Source organism: uncultured Kordia sp. (genome assembly GCF_947496985.1).
Lineage (GTDB): Bacteria > Bacteroidota > Bacteroidia > Flavobacteriales > Flavobacteriaceae > Kordia.
Map to the genome: position 1 here is coordinate 38,507 of NZ_CANMEZ010000013.1, position 16,310 is coordinate 54,816.

At 32.5% G+C, this 16,310-nt stretch carries 17 protein-coding genes; 12 read left to right on the top strand and 5 right to left on the bottom strand.

From position 1 onward, the window contains the following. Positions 1-20: 20 nt before the first annotated feature. Together Q0828_RS22565 and Q0828_RS22570 are read right to left on the bottom strand one after the other, a co-directional pair. A complete protein-coding gene (locus Q0828_RS22565; RefSeq protein ID WP_298427030.1) occupies positions 21-1,568 on the bottom strand; it encodes a T9SS type A sorting domain-containing protein in 1,548 nt (515 codons plus the stop codon). A gap of 499 nt (positions 1,569-2,067) precedes the next feature. Beyond that, on the bottom strand, positions 2,068-4,539 hold the full coding sequence (locus Q0828_RS22570; protein ID WP_298427033.1) for an outer membrane beta-barrel protein: 2,472 nt from the start codon (positions 4,537-4,539) through the stop codon (positions 2,068-2,070). A 206-nt stretch (positions 4,540-4,745) separates the two neighbouring features. On the opposite strand from Q0828_RS22570, the gene Q0828_RS22575 reads away from it, so the two are divergent. Then, complete coding sequence (locus Q0828_RS22575) at positions 4,746-5,135, top strand: CoA-binding protein (protein ID WP_298427036.1); 390 nt, start codon at positions 4,746-4,748, stop codon at positions 5,133-5,135. On the opposite strand, the gene Q0828_RS22580 is transcribed toward Q0828_RS22575, so the two are convergent. Beyond that, on the bottom strand, positions 5,079-6,590 hold the full coding sequence (locus Q0828_RS22580; RefSeq protein ID WP_298427039.1) for a sodium:solute symporter: 1,512 nt from the start codon (positions 6,588-6,590) through the stop codon (positions 5,079-5,081). The two genes, Q0828_RS22575 and Q0828_RS22580, sit on opposite strands and share 57 nt — an antisense overlap. Positions 6,591-6,859: 269 nt before the next feature. On the opposite strand from Q0828_RS22580, the gene recR reads away from it, so the two are divergent. The 3 genes from recR (at position 6,860) to Q0828_RS22595 (ending at position 10,084) form a co-directional block, all read left to right on the top strand. Beyond that, complete coding sequence (gene recR, locus Q0828_RS22585; RefSeq protein WP_298427042.1) at positions 6,860-7,480, top strand: recombination mediator RecR; 621 nt, start codon at positions 6,860-6,862, stop codon at positions 7,478-7,480. Positions 7,481-7,493: 13 nt separating this feature from the next. Next, positions 7,494-8,618 carry a glycosyltransferase family 2 protein gene (locus Q0828_RS22590; RefSeq protein ID WP_298427043.1) on the top strand — a complete coding sequence of 375 codons (1,125 nt, stop codon included), beginning with the start codon at positions 7,494-7,496 and terminating at the stop codon, positions 8,616-8,618. Positions 8,619-8,776: 158 nt separating this feature from the next. Continuing rightward, positions 8,777-10,084, top strand: coding sequence for a dihydrolipoamide acetyltransferase family protein (locus Q0828_RS22595; protein WP_298427045.1), 1,308 nt, complete (start codon positions 8,777-8,779; stop codon positions 10,082-10,084). A gap of 60 nt (positions 10,085-10,144) precedes the next feature. Here the strand turns inward: Q0828_RS22595 and Q0828_RS22600 are convergent, their stop codons facing one another. Continuing rightward, the gene (locus Q0828_RS22600; RefSeq protein WP_298427047.1) at positions 10,145-10,513 is read right to left on the bottom strand and encodes a hypothetical protein; all 369 of its coding nucleotides are present in this window, start codon (positions 10,511-10,513) and stop codon (positions 10,145-10,147) included. 222 nt (positions 10,514-10,735) lie between these two features. Continuing rightward, complete coding sequence (locus Q0828_RS22605; protein WP_298427050.1) at positions 10,736-11,320, bottom strand: hypothetical protein; 585 nt, start codon at positions 11,318-11,320, stop codon at positions 10,736-10,738. Between the two features lie 149 nt (positions 11,321-11,469). Between Q0828_RS22605 and Q0828_RS22610 the strand changes: the two genes are divergently transcribed. From Q0828_RS22610 to Q0828_RS22645, 8 genes are all read left to right on the top strand, one after another. Then, entirely contained in the window at positions 11,470-12,243 is a 774-nt protein-coding gene (locus tag Q0828_RS22610; protein ID WP_298427053.1) for a 3'-5' exonuclease, read from the top strand. 15 nt (positions 12,244-12,258) lie between these two features. Further along, entirely contained in the window at positions 12,259-13,194 is a 936-nt protein-coding gene (locus Q0828_RS22615) for a carboxypeptidase-like regulatory domain-containing protein (RefSeq protein WP_298427056.1), read from the top strand. Between the two features lie 22 nt (positions 13,195-13,216). Then, the gene (locus Q0828_RS22620; protein ID WP_298427058.1) at positions 13,217-13,828 is read left to right on the top strand and encodes a fumarylacetoacetate hydrolase family protein; all 612 of its coding nucleotides are present in this window, start codon (positions 13,217-13,219) and stop codon (positions 13,826-13,828) included. A 1-nt stretch (position 13,829) separates the two neighbouring features. Then, on the top strand, positions 13,830-14,168 hold the full coding sequence (locus tag Q0828_RS22625) for an Hpt domain-containing protein (protein ID WP_298427061.1): 339 nt from the start codon (positions 13,830-13,832) through the stop codon (positions 14,166-14,168). Positions 14,169-14,175: 7 nt separating this feature from the next. Then, entirely contained in the window at positions 14,176-15,432 is a 1,257-nt protein-coding gene (locus tag Q0828_RS22630; RefSeq protein ID WP_298427064.1) for a competence/damage-inducible protein A, read from the top strand. Between the two features lie 70 nt (positions 15,433-15,502). After that, on the top strand, positions 15,503-15,739 hold the full coding sequence (rpmB, locus tag Q0828_RS22635) for a 50S ribosomal protein L28 (protein WP_007094745.1): 237 nt from the start codon (positions 15,503-15,505) through the stop codon (positions 15,737-15,739). Positions 15,740-15,769: 30 nt separating this feature from the next. Further along, positions 15,770-15,952 carry a 50S ribosomal protein L33 gene (gene rpmG, locus Q0828_RS22640; RefSeq protein ID WP_010134999.1) on the top strand — a complete coding sequence of 61 codons (183 nt, stop codon included), beginning with the start codon at positions 15,770-15,772 and terminating at the stop codon, positions 15,950-15,952. 6 nt (positions 15,953-15,958) lie between these two features. After that, positions 15,959-16,108, top strand: coding sequence for a DUF4295 domain-containing protein (locus tag Q0828_RS22645; protein WP_298427086.1), 150 nt, complete (start codon positions 15,959-15,961; stop codon positions 16,106-16,108). Positions 16,109-16,310: the final 202 nt, after the last annotated feature.

A 16,310-nucleotide genomic window follows, 5' to 3' on the forward strand; every position in this document is an offset into this window, starting at 1 on the left:
GGATTTTTTTGAATCTGAGATTATTGTTTGATTACTTTTCCTCTTTTTACAAGTTTATTATCTAGAAATAACTCATACACGTACATGCCTGTTTTTAGTTCTTCCAAAGATACTTTTTGAGAATCTATTTTTTGTTCAAGAATTTTACTTCCTACAGTTGAGTACAATACGATTGTACCTTTGTTGTATGAATAATTATTCAAAGAGATATTTAGAAAATCTCTAGTTGGGTTAGGATATACCGAAACGGATGTGTTTGCAAACTCTTCTACAGATAAACTATCTTCAGTTTCATACCTAGCAACGACGATATTATTTCCTGTGTAGCCTACTAATACAATTTTACCATCCGCTTGGATTGTAACATCAAAAGCTTCATTTAAACTATTAGAATCGAAATTATTTATAACTTTTCCACTAGTACCAAAATCTGTATCCAATGATAAATCAGAATTTAGACGACTTAAAGTAATAGACTTGTTTGATGTGTTTCCAGAACTTCCCACTAAAATGTATTCATTGTTACTATCCTCTGCCATTCCGTAACAAAAATCTTGTGGAATGATTTGCGTGTTATACTCTATACGAGTGTAAGGTGTAGCCACACCACCGGAAGAAGTTAATTCAAAAGCAGTAACATCGTATTGTAAATCATCAACATATCCAGCTCCAGAAAGAAGAATATTTCCATTGTTTCTAAATAACATAGAAAAAGCTCTGTCATGTCCATTAAAACTACCATTATAAGTATTAACACCATCAGTTGAAAAAGTTGTGTCCATAGTCCCATTAGTATTTACTTGACATGCCCAATAATCAGAACTCCAAGATAAATTTATAAAATCTCTCCAGCCAATAGCTGTAATTTTTCCATTGGTTTTTACTTGAAAATCTTCTAATGAAAATTTATATTGATAATCTAAGCTTGTAATCCATAATAAACGAATTCCAGTGCTATTAAATGATGTGTCAAGTGATCCATTGGAAGTATACCTTGCTAATACTGGTTTTGAAGTTGTAGAATTAATTACAGTTTCTCCACCAATAATAATGTTTCCTGTTAGATTGTGAATTCTTACACGATTTACTAAATCTTGTTGATTGTTTTCAAAATCAGTTAAGACAATTCCTCCATTGCCAAAACTTGTATCCAAACTTCCATCTGTATTATACCTTACTATTGCTGCATCTCTATCTGAACCGTTATCACTATGACCAGCTAAGATTATTTTCCCATCATTTTGGATGACAACACTTTTAGCTCTATCATCACTACCCAATTGAACATCGGTAGACACAATTCCACCATTACCAAAACTTGTATCCAAACTTCCATCTGTGTTGTATCGGATGCATATAAAATTTTCACCAAACGTTGGGTCGTTAGAGTAACCTGCGATAACTATTTTAGCATCACTTTGCATAGCTATTCCATAGCCTTTTTCATTTCCATTAATGGAAGTAATCACTTTTCCATTATCTCCAAAGTCTACATCTAATGAACCGACTTGCGCGCTCAAAAAACTTGAAGAGATTAATAGTAAAATAAGTGTAATTTTTTTCATCATTTATATCTGTTTTATGTTAATGTTTACATCAAAACTATCGATAATAAATACGAAAAACATAGGCGAATTTATAAGCGTAGCAAAAAGTTAATAAGCGTAGTTAAAAATGAAGAAAAATGATAATTAGGGTAAAAAAAAGTCCCAAGTTCTGACGAGCTTGGGATTTTTTGCTAGATATATCCTATCTAATATATGTTACGCAATATTTTTAGGGTATTTGTTAGAGTGCTAAATTCGAATAATTAACCTGTAATCAATACTGAATAACTTTCTGATTACAAAATTGGATGTTTTTTTTGAGATTTACTGAGGGCTTAGTAGAACTTTAACAATATTTCGGTTTAAACGTCTTAATTCTTAGATAAATAACATACATATGTCGTATGAAAAAACAGAAAACCTTACTTGTGCACAAGTAAGGTTTTCATTGATTAATAACGTTCAATTAACACTAACCATCAATAATAATTGAAGTTATTAAGATTGTATAGTTTGTGGCTTATAGAAATCCGCCACTTCCTGATTTTTCATCATTGTCACGTCTCTTACGTGATTTTGCTCTGTATTTTCCACCTCCAAAACGGTATGAAACACTAACATTTACAGTATTACTTTCCCATCTGAAAGCTCCAATTTGACGGAAAGGTCTGTTTCCATCAAAACCAAACTCTTGAGTGTTGAAAATATCATTGTAGTTTACACTTAAAGTTCCGTTCCCTTGTGCAAATGAGTAACGAGCACCAATATTTACGAAGTACATTGGCTCCATTTTAAATTGTAAACCTTGTACACTTCCTCTATAGAATCCGAAAGCAGATAAGTTTAATTTCTTAGTAACTTTAAAGTTGTTAAACATTCTAAAGTTCCAGGCAGTGTTATCAACTTCTACCGTTTCACGAACAATATTATCTACAGTAGCGACATCGGTTGGTGCGTTTAATGATTCTGTAATTCCTTTTTGTGTTTGAGAAAAGAAGTCAAAACTAGTGTTAAAACTCCACCAGCTAGTTGGTCTGAAATTACTTGAGACTTCAACTCCATATGCTGAAGTATTATCAAAGTTATCGTGTGTTAAAATTAATCGGTTAATATCTGTACGATCTACAAATACAGCTCTGTTAATTTCATCTTCAATAATTCTGTAAAAAACACCTCCAGTAATCGTTCCTTTGTTTCCAATTTTTCTAGTATAGTTTACTTCCATAGAGTTTGTGAACTGTGGTTGTAAATTAATGTTTCCAAAAGAAGAAATTAATGGTGTACTCCATTCTCTAATTGGATTTACTTGCCCAATTCCAGGACGGTCAACACGTCTACTATAACTAACTTGGTATGAATTTTTCTCAGACGGACTGTATGTAAAGAATGCAGAAGGATATACTTGGATATAATCGTTTTCAAATACAATATCATTAGTGTCTGTAGTTTCAATTTCTCTTGATAAAGCATTTGCGTCTACTTGTACACTTTCAGCTCGTAAACCAACTTGGTACGACCATTTTTCATATTGTTTTCCATACGTTGCATACGCAGAATAGATATCTCTACTGTATTCAAAATCGGTACTTGGCGTTCTACGTAAGTTTCCAAGTTCGTCAAAAGAAAATCCAGAAGATTGGTAGTCAATACCAGAGTTAAATAAACGTGCTTCTAAACCAGCTTCTAATTTTGCTTTATTTTTTAACGGACGTACATAATCTAAATTAATAGTAGTACGATCTCTATCAGTTTCTGTTTCATCTATATAATTTGGAAATATATTCGCGCCAGCAAAACGAAAATCGATATTGTCATCTGCATCAAATACATTATAATCTACTTCTAACTCAATATTATGGCCTTCATCATCAATATCATATTTATAGTTAAAGTTGTATTGAGAAGCAAGATTGTCATTTCCTGCAAAGAAATTTTGGAAATTGTTAAATTGCGGGTCATCATAGAAAAATACATTTGTACTACCATCAGTTTTACTATCCGAAATATTTTGATTTGTAAAGAATGAAATCGTATTCTTATCATTTAAGTATACATCAATTCCAACTTTAAATAAGTGCGTTTTACGATTATCTAAAAAGCTAAATAATTGCTCAGAGTTTTCGTCTACTCTAAGGATATTTCCATTATTAGCATTTTTGGAAATATTGTTGCTGTAGTTACCAAAAAGATTAAATTTTCCGTTACGATAGTTCATATCAATAGAACTATTAAACTTAGCTTCACGTTCACGTGTCAAACCAATATTTACATTTCCGTTAAATCCAATATTTACGTTTTTACGCAATACAATATTGATAATTCCACTCATTCCTTCCGGATTGTACTTAGCTGAAGGATTGGTAATTAATTCAATTTTCTTGATAGAGTTTGAAGGCAATTGACGTAACAATTGAGCAGTAGGTATATTAGATAACTTTCCATCTACCATTACACGTACATTCTGATTTCCACGCAAGCTAATAGCTCCTGTTTGTTGATCTACATTTACAGAAGGTAAATTATTCATGATATCTGAAGCTGTTGGTCCACTTGTTACCAAGTCTTTTCCAACGGTAATAACTTTTCTATCTACTTTTTGTTCTATTGTAGTTCGTTCGGCAACAACTTCTACTTCATTTAACGTAGAAACGCTTTCGGTTAATGAAATAGTTCCAATAGATACAACTTTATTATCTTTTGAAATATTTACATCTCTAGTGATAGTTTCGTATCCAATAAATTGAATTTCTACAAGAAGGAATCCAGTTGGGATTTTTTGAATTTTAAATTTTCCGTTATCATCTGTAATTGCTCCTTTGATAACGCTATTGTCAGCTTTAGATTTAATGACAATAGTTGCATACGGGATTGTTTCTTGCGTAGTCGCATCGATTACTTTTCCTGTAATAGTTCCTATTTTGAGGGCAGCAGTGTTTTGAGCGTTTAATGCATAGCAGAGCATTATCACGCAGAGTGTGATTAGTTTTCTCATGTAATTAGTTCGTTTTTTGTTTTTGATGATATTTCCAGATTTACTGGAAGTATGCATACTTGACGAGGGAAAGTATTTTGTGTTACGCTATTTAACATCTTTTAACATAATTTAACAAAAAACAGCGTTACAGATGAAAAATTACTAGATTTGTATAAGCTTTACCAGAGCGTATATAAAATCTTAACCTATTAAATATTTATTCATTGAAAACACTAGTGCTAGGTGCTTCCCTAAAAACACATCGCTTTTCACATAAAGCAGTTCAGAAATTAGTAGCTTACGAACATGAAGTTGTAGCATACGGATTGAAAGAAGGAGAAATTAGTGGCATAACAATCGATACTGAATTAGAGCAATATTCAGACATTCATACAATTACGTTGTATTTAAACGCAACACGTCAATCAGCTTTTTACGATTATATTATTTCGTTACAGCCTAAACGCGTTATTTTTAATCCAGGAACTGAAAACCCAGAGTTTTATCAACTATTAGGAAATAATAATATAGATCATGAAGTAGCATGTACTTTAGTATTATTGGCGTCTAATCAATACGAGCCCAAGAAAAGTAAGGAACCCGTTAATGGGTAATAATTCATACCCAAACTGATAAAAAGTTTCTTTAGAGAGTTTTGTTGCTTCCGCGAGATTGACAACATCTTCGGTAACATACGTATAATAACTCCCAAAATTCGCAAGCAAATATGTTAAGCATATTGAAGTTAGCGTGACGATCCATACGCGTTTGTCAACGATTTTATATTTGGTAAAAATTCCAAAGGCAAACAAACCTAACAATGGTCCGTACGTATAACCAGCAATTGTTAGCAAACTATCAATAACACTTTTATTTGCCAAACTGTTAAAGATAATCACCACAATAATTAGCACAACTGACATAGCAATATGAACCAGTTTTCGTGTACGTTTTTGTTCATTTTCAGGTTTCTTTTCTATTCCTAAAAAGTCAATAGAAAACGAAGTTGTTAAGGAAGTCAAAGCGGAATCTGCACTAGAATATGCAGCAGCAATTAATCCTAATAAAAATACAACAGCTAATGAAATTCCTAATCCGCCATTGAGCGCAATTTCAGGAAATAGCAAATCTGTTTTTGGTTTTCCATCCATAAGTGGAACGGAAATATTATTTTGAGCAGCATACATAAATAATAAGGCTCCAAGTAATAAAAAGATAAGGTTTACAACAACCAATACAACACTAAAGGAAACCATATTCTTTTGTGCGTCACCTAAACTTTTACACGTTAAGTTCTTTTGCATCATATCTTGATCAAGTCCTGTCATACAAACCGCAATAAACAATCCGCCAAGGAATGATTTAACAAAATAATTCTTTGCCATCAAGTTATCAGTAAACCATATTTGATTGTATTCAGCTAATGCGTCAGAATTCCAAAACTCACCAAAACTCATGTTGAGGTTTGTTAAAATCAAATAAATAGCAACGCCAACAGCAATTAACATGAATAAGGTTTGTAACGTATCTGTCCAAACAATTGTTTTAATTCCACCGCGAAACGTATACAACCAAATCAATAAAATAGATAACGTAACAGTTACTGCAAACGGAATTTCATACGCATCAAATACATAACGTTGTAATACAATTGCAACCAAATACAAACGGAATGAAGCTCCAAGGATTCTAGAAATTAAAAAGAAGAAAGCACCAGTTTTATAACTTGTAACGCCAAATCTATCTTCTAAGTACTGATAAATAGATGTTACATTCAAGCGATAATAAATTGGCATTAATACATACGCTATAATAAAATAACCAACCAAATAGCCAAAAACTACTTGCATATAACTAAACTGAGAAGCTTCAACCCAACCTGGCACGGAAATAAACGTAACACCCGAAAGCGAAGCGCCAATCATTCCAAAAGCTACCACATACCAAGGCGATTTTCGTGAAGCTTTAAAAAAGGTTTCATTGCTATCGTCTTTTCCTGTGAAATAAGAGATCAAAATTAAAACGCCAAAGTATCCGGCAATCAGTAATAAAATGTGAATTGGCTGCATATGTATGTTTTCTGTATTGCAAAATACAAACTTAGACGCTTTGCACTATTCAAAAATTCAAAAATTTAATTATTCAAGGATTTTTTAATCGTTACTTAGTCATTTTGGACTTGATCTGGAATCATAAATACAACTCAATAGAAGAGATTTTAATAAACAGATTGCTTTTTATGTGCTCGAAATGATTTTAATCTTAAACATTTCTAAAATTCAGTATTTAACACTTAACAATTCTGAATTCTGAATTAAAAAAGTGCTAAATTTGCCAAATGGAATTCTCCTCAAGACTCTTAGAAAATGCTGTAAACGAAGTTTCGCAATTACCAGGAATTGGAAAGCGAACGGCGTTACGTTTAGTGATGCATTTATTAAAACAACCAGAAAGTCAAACATTACATTTGGCAACAGCATTACAAGATTTACGTACAGAAATAAAACATTGTAAAAGTTGTCATAACATTTCTGATGTTGAAGTTTGTGATATTTGCATGAATGCAAATCGTCAACAAGATTTAATTTGCGTAGTGGAAGACATTCGAGATGTCATGGCAATTGAAAGTACGGCGCAGTACAAAGGTTTGTATCATGTATTAGGTGGAAAAATATCTCCATTAGATGGTGTTGGTCCACATAATTTAACAATTGAGAGTTTGGTAGAAAAAGTAAAAGATGGTAAAATAAAAGAAATCATCTTTGCGTTAAGTTCCACAATGGAAGGTGACACAACGAATTTTTACATTTACAAACAAATTGAAAATTACGAAGTAAAAACATCTACAATTGCGCGCGGAATTTCAGTTGGAGACGAATTAGAATATGCTGATGAGGTTACGCTTGGGCGAAGTATCATCAATAGAGTTCCATTTGAAAATTCTCTGAAAAGCTCTTAATTTTCAACACTACATGAAACTCTCCATTATCATTCTCAACTATAATGTACGCTACTTTTTAGAGGCTTGTGTCCGAAGTGTGCAAGCAGCTATTGTAAATTTGAATGCAGAAATAATTGTGATAGATAACAATTCGCCTGACGATAGTTGTGAAATGATGAAAAATACATTTCCACAGATTCAACTGATAGCAAACAAAGAAAATGTAGGTTTTGCGAAGGCAAACAATCAAGGAGTAAAAATAGCAAAAGGTGAGTATGTGTGTATCTTAAATCCTGATACAATTGTTGCAGAAGATACATTTATACAAATCCTGAAATTTGCAGAAACAAAAGAAAATCTAGGAAGTATAGGTTGTAAATTAGTGGACGGAAGCGGACAGTTTTTACCCGAAAGCAAGCGAAACATTCCAACACCAATGGTTTCGGTGAAGAAAATTCTTGGAAACAAAAACTCAGGGTATTATTCAGAAGTACATGAAAACGAAATTGGTAAAGTAGACATTTTAGTTGGTGCGTTTATGTTGATGAAAAAAAGTGTGTATGAAGCTGTAGCTGGTTTCGATGAAGATTACTTTATGTATGGTGAAGACATTGATTTATCGTATAAAATCAAAAATGCAGGATTTCAAAATTACTATTACGGTAAAACTTCGGTGATACATTATAAAGGAGAAAGTACCTTAAAGGACAAAACCTATGCGAAACGTTTTTACGGCGCGATGCAATTATTCTATAAAAAACATTTCAAAAGAAATTTGGTCTATGATATTGCGGTTACGCTTGGCGCGAAAGTAATTCCGTTAGTTTCAAGTTCGGAAAAACAAATTCAAAAAGATATTCAAAAATGTGTGATTGTGACGAATAATAAAACACATTTCAAGCAAATTCAAGTAGTATATCCGAATAAAAAATGTGTGCAAGTTGAAAATTTAAATCACTTTTTTCGTCAAATAGAAAACAAAAAACAAACAGAAATCATTCTAGATAATCATTTTATTGAAACAAAAGAGATCATTCAAATCTTTGAAAAACAGCTTGGATACTATAAAATATTGCTAAAAAGCAGTACTTTTATCCTCGGTAGCGACTCGTCTAAAAATAGAGGAGAAGCGTGGTTACTTAGCGAGCAGAAGTAAGATTACTGAGCATGTCGAAGTTAGGTTGCTGAGCATGTCGAAGTTAGGTTACTGAGCATGTCGAAGTAAAAGAATTAAATTGAAAATAATTCAACAAAAAATCATATTATTTAGTATTTTCGCAAAATAAAATAAAATAACATCTTTAGATTAAGGATATGGCAAAATTTGAACTAAAACTTCCTCAAATGGGGGAAAGTGTTGCAGAAGCAACAATTATATCATGGCTCAAAGAAGTTGGCGACACTATTGAAGCTGATGAAGCAGTATTAGAAATCGCAACAGACAAGGTAGATTCTGAGTTACCAAGTGAAGTTGACGGTGTTTTAGTTGAAATCTTATTCAACGTAGATGATGTTGTGAAAGTTGGACAAACAGTTGCTATAATTGAAACTGAAGGAGAAGGAAGTGAAGAAGCAACACCAGCACCAGCAGCAAAAGTTGAAGAAACGCCAACTGCAGTTGCAGAAGTAACAAAAACGGTAGCAGCAGCAAAAGAAACAGTAAGCAACGATTTTTCAACTTCTGAAAAATTCTATTCGCCTTTAGTTAAAAATATTGCTAAAGAAGAAGGAATATCAGTAGCCGAATTAGATAATATCGCAGGAACAGGAAAAGACGAACGCGTAACGAAGAACGATATTCTTGCATATATTAAAAATAGAGGAGCACAACAAGTACAAACAGTTGCGGCGCCTAAAGAAGTTTCGAAACCAGCTCCAAAATCAACACCAGCAACACCAGTTTCTGTAAATGGAAGCGACGAAATCATAGAAATGACACGTATGGGGAAACTCATTGCACATCATATGGTAGCTTCTGTACAAACATCTGCACACGTACAAAGTTTTGTTGAAGTTGATGTAACAAAGATTTGGAACTGGCGTAAAAAAATGAAATCAGCTTTTGAAAAGCGCGAAGGTGAAAAACTAACATTTACACCAATATTCATGGAAGCGGTTGCAAAAGCGTTGAAAGATTTCCCAATGATGAATATTGCTGTTAATGGTAATACTATCATTAAAAAGAAAAACATCAACTTAGGAATGGCAGCTGCCTTACCAGATGGAAACTTAATTGTTCCTGTAATTAAAAATGCAGATCAATTGAACTTAGTTGGAATGGCAAAAGCGGTAAACGATTTAGCAAGTAGAGCCAGAGCTAACAAGTTAAAACCTGACGATATTCAAGGCGGAACTTATACAGTAACCAATGTTGGTACATTTGGAAGTATTATGGGAACACCGATAATTAATCAACCACAAGTTGGAATCCTAGCATTAGGAGCTATTCGTAAAGTTCCTGCGGTTATTGAAACGCCAGAAGGAGATTTTATTGGAATCCGTTACAAAATGTTCTTATCGCACTCTTATGACCATAGAGTTGTAAACGGAGCGCTTGGTGGACAATTTGTAAAACAAGTTGCTGATTATTTAGAAGCTTGGGATAGCAATAGAGATATATAAGAAAAAGAGAACTATATAAGTAAAGAGCCTTCATTTGAAGGCTCTTTTTTTGTTTTTAAATTAAGATGCTAATTGTTGTAGTTCAATAGTACAGTATGCATCATGATGTGCCAAATGATTCTCTGTCATTTTATCAGTATATCCTTTTGGATCGTTAACATTCACATATGTTTCTCCAGTCCCATATGGATGATTGTATGAGAAATTATATGCTTTTCCTGATCCATCTTGAAAAGTAAACGAAAAAGAACCTTGTGGTCCTACCAATCCAGAGTTTTCTGCATATACTACACATTGTGCACCATCTATTAAAGTTCCGCTTCCACTTGTAATTTTTGGAGTTGTTCCGTGTTGATGAGTTACATTATCAAATTCAACGGTTGTTCCACAATTGTTCACTACTGTAATGCTAATAGGTCTAGCTGCCATAATTAAAATATTTAATAGGTTAATAATAGTGTAATATTACTACGGATTTTAGAAGTTTTTCATAGCAAAAATTCGTGTTTACAAGATGGGGTAGTTCTACTGACTTTGAATTTTAAAACCCTGTATAACTACGAGTAATGAAGTTGAAACATTCAATTATAAATGCTGTATTATAAATGAAAAAGTATAAATGAATAAACAACAAGCAAAGTGGTTTAATATCTATTTCTTAAGCATTTCAATAAAAGAAATCAAATTTAAGCCTTCATGAAGTTCTCCTTTTACAATAGCAATAGGAATAGAAGAAATTAATACGTCTTGGCGTTTCATTTTTGAAATTGTATTCCAAAAAAAATCTCGATAACGTTCGTTTTTAGAAATATTAAATGCTTTATGTCTAATTCTATTTGCTTTCAACATACCGAGTAACTTTTCACACTTAGCGCATTCATCTTTCGTAAAAATGATAGTTTCTCCTTTGTCAATTAAATGATCTAATTCTTTCCAGTTTTTTACTGATGTTTCCAAACTGAGTTCTTGTAATTTATCATCAAAAGAGAAAAAATAGGTGTAGTCAGGAGTTATATTTTTCAACGGAATTAAAGTAATGATCAATACTTTTTTATTAGCAGGAATCCTCTTAATTACAGGTCTATAACTACTTTTTCGAAAGCCTTTTCCATCAACCTTAAAAAAAACTTCTTTATCGGTATCTGTATTGTTTATGGCATAAAACGTGATTTTTTTCTTGGCTTTAACTTCCACAATTTCAACAGCTTTTGTTTGCGCATTCGAAGATGTTATCAAACAAAAACACATTAAAAAAGTAAAGCATATATACTTTAGCATATCAGTTTTCATATTATTGTTAATAATACATTAAAATCAATTATTATACCGCAAAATAATTTTATTTGCCCTGTAATAGTGGTAAATTTACTCTTTTAAATAAAATAATGGAATTAAAACTAAATAATCCTATCTGCTTCTTCGATTTAGAAACCACTGGAGTAGATGTGGCAAAAGATAGAATCGTAGAAATCTCGATATTAAAAGTATATCCTAACGGGAATAAGGAAAGTAAAACTTGGTTGGTAAATCCTGAAATGCCAATTCCTGCAAGTGTTTCTGAAATTCATGGAATCACTGACGAGAAAGTGGCAAACGAGCCAACATTTAAAGAACTTTCTAGAGAAGTGTATAATATGATAAAGGATAGTGATTTGGCAGGATACAATTCTGATCGATTTGATATTCCATTACTTGCCGAAGAATTATTGCGCTCAGATATTGATTTCGATATGAAAAATAAAGTTTCTGTAGATGTACAAACTATTTTTCATAAAATGGAAAAACGGACACTCTCAGCAGCTTATAAATTCTATTGTGGAAAGATCCTAGAAGGAGCACATGGAGCAGAAGCTGATACCAATGCTACCTATGAAGTATTAAAGTCACAGTTAGATAAGTATGACGAATTAGAAAATGACATTAAAAAGTTAAGTGAGTTTACAACGCGTAAAAAAATGGCAGATTTTGCTGGTTTTATTGCGTTTGATAAAGACAATGAAGAAATTTTTTCTTTTGGAAAGCATAAAGGGAAGAAAGTAGAAAAAGTATTAGAAGAAGAACCAGGATATTTTGGTTGGATTCTTAATGCTAATTTCCCATTATATACAAAAAAAGTATTAACGGCAATCAAATTGCGTAAACTAAATACAAAATTCTAAATACAAAAAATGGATATGAGAAAAGCTACCATAGTACTCATTACATTTTTTAGTTTCTTTTTCGCGCATGCACAAAAAAGTATCTCCGGTGTCATCGTCAATAAAGAAACGCAACAACCGATTCCGTATGCACATTTAATTATTCCTTCACAAAAAAGAGGAACAACGGCTGACAAAAACGGAAGATTCAAATTTACGGTGCCCGATGAATGGATCGGTACAATTTTAAAAGTTACTTGTGTTGGCTTTGTAGATAAAAAAATAGTATTAAAACAAGGAGAAAATGTTGCTATACACTTAGAACCTTCGGTTGAATTTTTAAAAGCGGTTCATTTATCCAATGAAGAACGACAAGATGTGGTTCGCGTCAATTCGTTTAGAAGAAAACGAGGTATTGGGTTAGGTAACTTTAGTGGTGGCGCTTATCCGTCCATGTTTGCTAGATACTATCCGTATGAAACATCTTTAGGAGATGAAAACTATCTCAAAGAAGTATCGATCTTCTTTTTTAAAAAAGGAAGGCAAAATGCCAAATTTAGATTTCGTGTAGTTTCAGCATCAGCTGATAAAATGCCTGATGAAGACTTGGTAGATCCTATGATTGTAGAAGTTAGTTACAAACAGGCCAAGACAAAAATAAAAATGCCATCTAATGGAATAGAAGTGCCAAGAGGAGGTTTTTTTATTGTAGTAGAGCATTTATTTATTGAAGATAATGCATTTGAAGAAGTCATTCATTTACAAGTAAGTGATTCATTGCAAATACAAGATATAAAACAAAAAAGATACGCACCTATTTTTAAAGGAATTATTGAAAATGATGGAGATTCATATTCCTATTATATGTCTGTCAATGGCTGGAAAAAAGTGCGAAAACTAAAAATGCCACGTGCAGACTTTAAAGAAGAAGAAGTTGTAGCACCAGCATTCAAACTAAAATTAACTAACTAACCATAACCCAAAATACATATTAATGAAAATAATTTGCATCGGAAGAAACTACGCAAAGCACATTGAAGAATTAGCCAATGAAAAGCCCGTAGATCCTGTAATTTTCATGAAATCGGATACCTCAATATTATTAAAAAAACAACCGTTCTTTATTCCCGATTTTTCAAAAGAAATTCATCACGAAGTGGAAATCTTAGTAAAAATTAATAAATTGGGAAAATATATTGATCAGAAGTTTGCGCACAAATATTACAATGAAATTAGTGTAGGGATTGATTTCACAGCGCGCGATTTACAGTCAAAATTAAAAGAAAAAGGATTGCCGTGGGAAAAAGCAAAAGCATTTGACGGATCGGCAGTTGTAGGACAATGGATTTCAAAAGATCAATTTGAAAATTTAGATGATCTTAATTTTAGATTAGAAAAAAATAAAGAAATTGTTCAACAGGGAAACACAAAGCAAATGCTTTGGAAAATAGATGAACTAATTGCATATGTTTCACAATATTTTACACTCAAAATAGGAGATATCATCTTTACGGGAACGCCAGCAGGTGTTGGCAAAGTAAATGCAGAAGATCGCTTAGTAGGATATTTAGAACAACAACAATTATTTTCAATACTAGTAAAATAAAATGGCATACAATTTAGAAAAGATACTCGAATTAGGAGATGGTGATAAAGAATTTGTAGAAGCGGTAGTTGTTGCTTTTATTGAAGAAATTCCATCAGATCTTATCCAGTTTACGAAAGTGGTTGATACAGAAAACTACACAGGGATATACCAAGTTAGTCATAAGATAAAACCCAATTTAGATTTATTAGGAATGAACGAATCCTATGAATTAAATCTTCAAATTTTAGCATGGTCAAAAGCCCAAACAAATATTTCTGATATCAGAACAGCATATGCAAAGGTGTATTCAAAAATCACAAATAATATTGCAGCACTAAAAAAAGACTTCAACTTATAATAAATATATGATTGCAGAAATAATTACGATTGGCGATGAAATTCTCATAGGTCAAATAGTAGATACAAATTCCGTATTCATATCAAAGGCATTGAATGAAATCGGAATTTCGGTTCATCAAATTACATCCATACAAGATGATAAGCAACACATCTTGGAAGCTTTAGAGGAAGCAAAACAAAAAGTAGATGTTGTTTTAATTACAGGCGGTTTAGGACCTACAAAAGACGATATTACAAAGCATACACTTTGCGAATATTTTAAAGACACACTTGTACGAAACGAAAAAGTATTAGCGCATGTTGAAGAGTTATTTGCAAAATATATAACAACATCTTCCATCTCTGATTTGAACAGAGATCAAGCGTTGGTGCCTTCCAAAGCACAAGTATTAATGAATGAATTTGGAACTGCGCCAGGAATGTGGTTAGAAAAAGACAATACAGTTTTTATATCTATGCCAGGTGTTCCGTATGAAATGCGCGGATTGATGACAAACTATATCATTCCAAAACTACAAGAAGAATTTGAGCGACCATTCATATATCATAAAACCATATTGACTTATGGAATGGGAGAAAGTAACATTGCGATGAAAATTGAAGATTGGGAAAATAATCTTCCACACAATGTGAAACTTGCATACTTGCCAAATTTTGGGAAAGTTCGATTGCGTCTAACAGGTAAAGGACAAGACAAAGAAGAAATTATAGAAGCAGTTGATAGTTATGCGCAAAAACTCTATCCAATCATTGGAGATATCATTCAAGGTATTGAAGGACAAAGTAGTATTGTAACACAAATAGGTGAGTTGTTAGTTGCAAAGAATCAAAAGTTGGCTGCTGCCGAAAGCTGTACTGGCGGACGTGTTGCTGCGCAAATAACTCAAGAATCGGGTGTTTCTGCATTTTTCAATGGAAGCGCGGTTACATATGCGGTACAATCTAAAATAGATGTCTTAGGCGTGCCAGAAGCATTAATTGAAGCACATTCTGTCGTTAGTGGAGAAGTTGTAGAAGCGATGGCAAATGGTGCAAAAAATGCCTATCATTCAGATTATGCAATTGCTACTACAGGAAATGCCGGACCAAGTAAAGGAAATTCAGATGCAGACGTTGGAACCGTTTTTATAGGTATCGCTACTCCTACAGGAGTTATTTCCAAAGAATTTAATTTTGGACAACCGAGAGAAAAGGTAGTAAACAAAGCCGTTACGAAAGCTTTTGAAATGTTACTTGAAGAAATTTTAAAAAACAGTAACTAAATATTTGCTGAGAAAAATAAAAAATGTAAATTTGCACCTCGTTTTTGAATAACTTAAAAGTTTAGTACAGATGTCAAGAATTTGTGAATTAACAGGTAAGAAAGCTATGGTAGGGAACAATGTATCCCATGCAATGAATAAGACAAAACGCAAATTTAATGCGAATCTTACAAAAAAGCGTTTCTACATTCCTGAAGAAGATAAGTGGGTAACATTAAAAGTTTCTACTTCAGCATTAAAAACAATCAATAAAAAAGGAATCTCAGCTGTGCTAAAAGAAGCAAGAGCGAAAGGTTTTATCAAGTAATTCAGTCATAAAGTATAAATACCAATAGCAATGGCGAAGAAAGGAAATAGAGTTCAAGTGATACTAGAGTGTACAGAGCACAAAGCTTCTGGACAACCAGGAACTTCTCGTTATATCACAACAAAAAATAAAAAGAATACTCCGGACAGATTAGAGATTAAGAAATTTAATCCAATCTTAAAGAAAATGACTGTTCACAAAGAAATAAAATAATAAGTCATGGCAAAGAAATCAGTAGCATCCTTACAAACAGGATCAAAGAGATTAACAAAAGCAATTAAAATGGTAAAATCTCCAAAAACTGGAGCTTACACTTTTGTTGAATCAATCATGTCTCCAGAAAAGGTAAACGATTGGTTAAAAAAATAAGTATATGTTATATGCTATAATACAAGCTACTTTCGAAAGAGAGTAGCTTTTTGTTTTTGTGTATGAACATTTGCATGACAGTTTTTCATGTTTATCAATTAGGCAAGATAATTGACTTACCAATTAGTGTAAAAACAGCAGTGCAAAACATATCGTATTTTTAAGTATCTTGTTTTGCAACTTATGCAATTACCTTAATTGT